This is a genomic window from Mesorhizobium sp. M7A.F.Ca.MR.362.00.0.0 (assembly GCF_004023175.1).
In the GTDB taxonomy this organism is placed as follows: Bacteria; Pseudomonadota; Alphaproteobacteria; order Rhizobiales; family Rhizobiaceae; genus Mesorhizobium.
The window spans coordinates 27,007-32,124 of the sequence record NZ_RZTF01000033.1; the positions used below are offsets into that span (position 1 = coordinate 27,007).

The window sequence follows — 5,118 nt, forward strand, 5'->3', positions numbered from 1 at the left end:
GGGCTGGTGGGGTCAGTCGATCCGTTAGAAATTGCGCTGGAAGCGAACGATGCCGCCGACGCTGCTCTTCTTGTCGGCCTTCGTCCAGTTGTTGAAGTCCAAGTCGTCGAATTTTCCTGCATTGAGGTAATCGACTTCAGTCGTGATCGTAAAGCCGGGCACAATGGTATAGGCCACGTTGGCCGCGACGCCGAGGTTCTTCCAGTCGTCATAGGAGACCTGGGCGTTGAACGAGGTCTTGTCGTTGAACTTGTAGGTGCCGCCGCCCCAGATCGCCCAGTTTCCGCCCCATGGCTTATATTGGGTACGGCCTGTGCCGAAGTCGTTGATGTTGTCGTTGGTGCCGTAGCCGCCCATGACGAACAGCGTCAGTTCCTTGCTGACGTTGACGTCCAAACGGACCTTGCCGGACACTTCCTCATAATTGCTGTCATAGGCCACGACGCCGGTGATCGCACCCCAGTCGCCCTTGTACTTCAAACCGCCGACGAAATGCGGAACATAGCTGTCGATCGTGTTGACGCCGGTGCCTTCTTCGAGCGAGACCACGCCCGTGAAGCCGCTGCCTGCGTCGAAGTAGTAGCTGATGAGATTGGTATCCTTGACACCATACGGGATGAGCGTGTCCTGGATGACGTTGCCGGCATAGCCGATGAACTGGTCGTATACCGTTTCATCCTTACCGACGCGCAGGCCACCGAGCTGGATCCAGGCGAAGTTGAGGGTGGTGGCCTTGTTGCCGGCCTGCCAGCCGGTGCCGTCACCGGTATAGTCGCCGGAAGAGTTGCCGAACTGGAAGCGGGTCTCGGTGAAGGTCTTCAATGTGCCGAGCTCGGTTTCCTGGCCGGTATAAGTCCTCAGCGTGAAGCGCATGTTCTTGTAGTAGGTGTCGTTCCTATCGCCGTCCATGTGATCGGCAACGTTATTGGCGCCATCCAGCGCGCCGGAATCGCCGACGCCCATGTCGTAGCGGAGGTAGCCGCCGATGCGCAGGCAGGTCTCGGTGCCCGGAATGTAGAAGTAACCGGCGCCGTAGACGTCGCAGATCTTGACGTATTCGGCCGGTTCCGGTTCGGCGACGACGACAGCGTCGGCGGCGCGCGCGCCGCTGACCGCGATCAGGGCCGCGGCTGAGCCGAGAAGGAGGCTCTTGATGTTCATTTTCTGACCTCTCCAGTCATAGTTATAAATGGCTTCGGATTGTGGCTGGCGGCAATGTTTTCCCGCCTCACCCCCACAACGAAAAAGGCTCACACCGCTCGCCCTTTTCAGCGGCGAACATACCCATCGATCATCTGCCTTCGATGACGATTTCCGGAATAATGACAATTCCCCAAACAGATTAATGCCGTGTTGCACAAATAACACTTGATAATCCGACGAGCGATACAAATGGCACAATGTCATTTATTAAATATATATACGGATAATTTCGCGGCTAACTATACTGATAACGTGTTATATTTCCAAAATGTCCGCATAATACGCAAAATATACCTCAATTCCGTCGAAATTTATCCGATTCTTGCCGCCTCCCCTTCTGTTGCCAGATAACGCCCATCTGCAAATCCCGCTCTGATACCGAGGCGAAAAGCGGGATGACGCTTCCAAGGGTGTCTGCCCCCTCCAAGGCGGTCGAAACTTCCTGGAGTGCCGTCGTGTCGCCGATTGTGACAGCAGCCAGCCGTTGAAAAACGATTCCTCCGTGACGCCCTCTCAGTCGACCTGAACGACGCAGGCGATGCGCTCCCCTCCGCCTCGATCAGGCGGGTGGGCACGCATAGGTCCGGGAAAGCATCGCCTCGGCCAGAATGTCCCTGGTCGCGCCATACGGGGGCGGATGGATCGGCGACAGGATCAGGATCTGGTGGGCGAGAGCGCCTTGAACGTTTGGCGCCTCACCCCCGCCGCTCGTGATCGGCAAGCACCTCATCGATCACATGACGGGATTTTTCAACCTCGACAGGGTTGACGTCGATCTGTCCAGCTACCGTGATCAGCGCCTTCCAAAGCGTCCAGCCACGACCACGCGCCCGCCTCATCGGCTGGAAGGCCGGCGCGAAACGCCTCCCGGCTTTTGCCTTCAAACAATGTCCAGGCAATCGCCAGATCGCAGGCGGGATCGCCAACGCCGGAGGTTCCGAAGTCGATCACCGCGCCCAACCGGCCTTGCCTGACCAGCAGGTTTCCCCAACTGACGTCGCCGTGGAACCAGACCGGCGCACCGTGCCATGGCGCGGCAAGTGCTGCCTCCCACACCGCACGGGCTGCGACCGTACGATCTTGCCGTCGAGGGCTGCAATCGCTTGCCGGGTTTCGCCATCGTAGACGCTGAGTGCTCCGCCGCGAAAGAAGTTGCGTTGTCCCGACGCCGGTCCGCCAGTGGCATCGATCATTTGCAAGGCGACCAGGAACGCGGCCAGGTCGGTCGCGAATCGCGGCAAGCTGGCGATACGCTCGCGCTCTGCCGTCTCGCCTTCGATCCAGCGGTAAACGGACCAGTGCCAGGGATAGCTTTCGGCCGGAACTCCCATCGCCAGCGGCACCGGGATCGGCAGCGGCAACAGAGGTGCGAGCCTCGGCAGCCAGCGATGCTCCTTTTCCACCTGCAGGGAATAGGCCGCGGCGCTTGGCAGCCGCACGGTCATCTCGTCGCCGAGATGAAAGGTTCTGTTGTCCCAGCCGCCAAACTCGACGGGCCTGACCGCAAGCTCCTTCCAACGGGGAAACTGCGTGGCGATCAATCGGCTGACAAGCGCTATGTCGATGTTCGGCTTGCTGACCATCGAGCCTAGCGCGGAAACTCGAGCCCCATCTCGCGATAGCGCTCAGGGTCGTCGCCCCAGTTCTCGCGCACCTTGACGAACAGGAACAGGTGCACCTTCTGTTCGAGGATGCCCGCTATCTCCATGCGTGCCGCCTGGCCGATGGCGCGGATTGTCTCGCCCTTGTGGCCAAGAACGATCTTCTTCTGGCTGTCGCGCTCAACATAGATGGTCTGGTCGATGCGCACCGAGCCATCCGGCTTCTCTTCCCATTTCTCGGTCTCGATATGCGAGGAATAGGGCAGTTCCTGATGCAGCCTTAGATACAGCTTCTCGCGCGTGATCTCGGCCGCGAGCTGGCGCATCGGCAGGTCCGAGATCTGGTCTTCCGGATAGTACCAGGGGCCGACCGGTAGAGCCTCGGCCAGATAATCGAGCACGTCCTTGCAGCCGGAACCGGTCAGCGCCGACACCATGAAGGTGCGCTTGAACGGCACCCTTTCGTTCGCTGCCGCCGACAGAGCGAGCAGCGCTTCGTGCTTGACGCGGTCGACCTTGTTGAGGATCAGCACCATTGGCTGGCGCACATCCTTCAGCCGTTCGAGGATGGCGTCGGCGTCGCCCCTGATGCCGCGTTCGGCATCGATCAAAAGCAGCACGATGTCGGCGTCCTTGGCCCCGCCCCAGGCGGTGGTCACCATCGCCGTGTCGAGCCTCCGCTTCGGCTTGAAGATGCCGGGCGTGTCGACAAAAACGATCTGCGCATTGTCATGCGTGGCGATGCCGCGCACGATGGCGCGGGTCGTCTGCACCTTGTGGGTGACGATCGACACCTTGGCGCCCACCAATTGGTTGACCAGCGTCGACTTGCCCGCATTGGGCGCGCCGATCAGCGCGACAAAACCGGAATGCGTGGCGGCGGCTGCGGTCGCCGGCTCTTCGGTAGCGGTCATGCCGCACTCCCTTCACTGGAGGGTCGCGCGCCCTCCGATTTTTGGGCCGATGTGGTGGCCCAGACGCCTTCGCGCACAAGAAATGCCGAAGCCGCCGCTTCTTCGGCAACCCTGCGGGAGCCGCCAGTGCCGCTTATCGGCGCAAAACCGCGGACCTGCAAGGACACGGTGAAGACGGGCTGGAGGTCCGGGCCTTCGCGTTTTTCGATCACGTATTCGGGTCTGATATCGCTGGTCTTGGCAATCCATTCCTGCAGATCGGATTTCGGATTGAGCGGCTTTGTGATCACCGTATTCGAGCGCGGTTCCCAGTAGCGCAGGACAAACCGCCGCGCGGCCTCGATGCCACCGTCAACGTAAACCGCCGCGATCAGGGCTTCGACCGCATCCGCCAGATAGTTTCCGCCCGAGCCACGCGACCGCATCTTCAAGGCAGAATCGGCGCGGACCAGATCTTCCAGCTGCATTTCGATGCCGATCTCGGAGCATGTCCGTGCATCGACCAGCGCATTGAAGCGCGGCGCGATTTCACCTTCCGGCGCATCGGGAAATTTTTCGAAAAGCATATCGGCGACGACAAGCCCGAGCACGCGGTCGCCAAGAAATTCAAGACGCTGGTTGTTGGTGGCGGCCTTGACCGCACTGGAATGCGTCAAGGCGGTCTCGAGCAAGCGGATATCCTTGAAGACGTGGCCGGTCTTGGCTTTTACCAAACCGGCCAGAGTTTCGCCTGTCGGACGCTTCAAAGCCATCAATTGACGAAGTGGAACAGGCGCGAAGCGCGCATCAGCGACGGCCATTTCCAGATTTCGAGAGGGCTCGCCTTGCCGGCGATCGAGAAGAAAACAAGATTGGCACGGCCAACCAGATTTTCCGCGGGAACGTAGCCGACGGTGAAACGGCTGTCGGCGGAATTGTCCCGGTTGTCGCCCATCATGAAATAGTGGCCGGGCGGCACATCGAATTCGCGGGTGTTGTCGCCGATCGAGTTCGAATTCAGGTCGAGCGTGTCGTAGCTGACGCCGTTGGGCAAGGTCTCACGATAGACATCGATCGGTCGCGATTCCTCGGTGATGTCGGGATTGTCGATCTGGCCTGTTTTCACGCGCGGCACGCCGACGCCGTTGATGAACAGCTGGCCGTCCTTGACCTGGATCTTGTCACCCGGCAGGCCGACAACGCGCTTAATGTAGTCGACGGACGGATCAGGCGGGAACTTGAACACCGCCACGTCGCCACGCTTCGGCTCGGCGCCCCAGATGCGGCCCGAAAAGATGTCGGGGCCGAAAGGCAGCGAGTACCGCGAATAGCCATAGGACCATTTGGTGACGAACAGATAGTCGCCTTCAAGAAGCGTCGGCCGCATTGATCCCGACGGGATCGAAAAAGCCTGGAACAGC

General features: G+C 60.1%; 4 protein-coding genes and 1 pseudogene. All 5 read right to left on the minus strand.

Annotated elements, in window-relative coordinates; all coding sequences use genetic code 11:
• Positions 1 to 24: 24 nt before the first annotated feature.
• Complete coding sequence (locus EOC06_RS07405) at positions 25 to 1,161, minus strand: porin (protein ID WP_128307439.1); 1,137 nt, start codon at positions 1,159 to 1,161, stop codon at positions 25 to 27.
• Between the two features lie 792 nt (positions 1,162 to 1,953).
• Positions 1,954 to 2,786: pseudogene (locus tag EOC06_RS07410) on the minus strand (aminoglycoside phosphotransferase family protein).
• 5 nt (positions 2,787 to 2,791) lie between these two features.
• Positions 2,792 to 3,718 (minus strand): GTPase Era, encoded by a 927-nt coding sequence (era, locus tag EOC06_RS07415; protein ID WP_027038032.1) that lies wholly within the window; start codon positions 3,716 to 3,718, stop codon positions 2,792 to 2,794.
• Positions 3,715 to 4,470 carry a ribonuclease III gene (gene rnc, locus EOC06_RS07420; protein WP_128307440.1) on the minus strand — a complete coding sequence of 252 codons (756 nt, stop codon included), beginning with the start codon at positions 4,468 to 4,470 and terminating at the stop codon, positions 3,715 to 3,717. Before rnc ends, era begins: the two co-directional genes overlap by 4 nt.
• On the minus strand, positions 4,470 to 5,118 hold a 649-nt coding region (gene lepB / locus EOC06_RS07425), incomplete at its 5' end, for a signal peptidase I (RefSeq protein ID WP_128307441.1). The genes lepB and rnc, both read right to left, overlap by 1 nt.

Coding starts and splice junctions, on each gene's coding strand:
- rnc (WP_128307440.1), bottom strand. CDS start 4,470: ATGGCTTTGAAGCGTCCGACAGGCGAAACTCTGGCCGGTTTGGTAAAA.
- era (WP_027038032.1), bottom strand. CDS start 3,718: ATGACCGCTACCGAAGAGCCGGCGACCGCAGCCGCCGCCACGCATTCC.
- EOC06_RS07405 (WP_128307439.1), bottom strand. CDS start 1,161: ATGAACATCAAGAGCCTCCTTCTCGGCTCAGCCGCGGCCCTGATCGCG.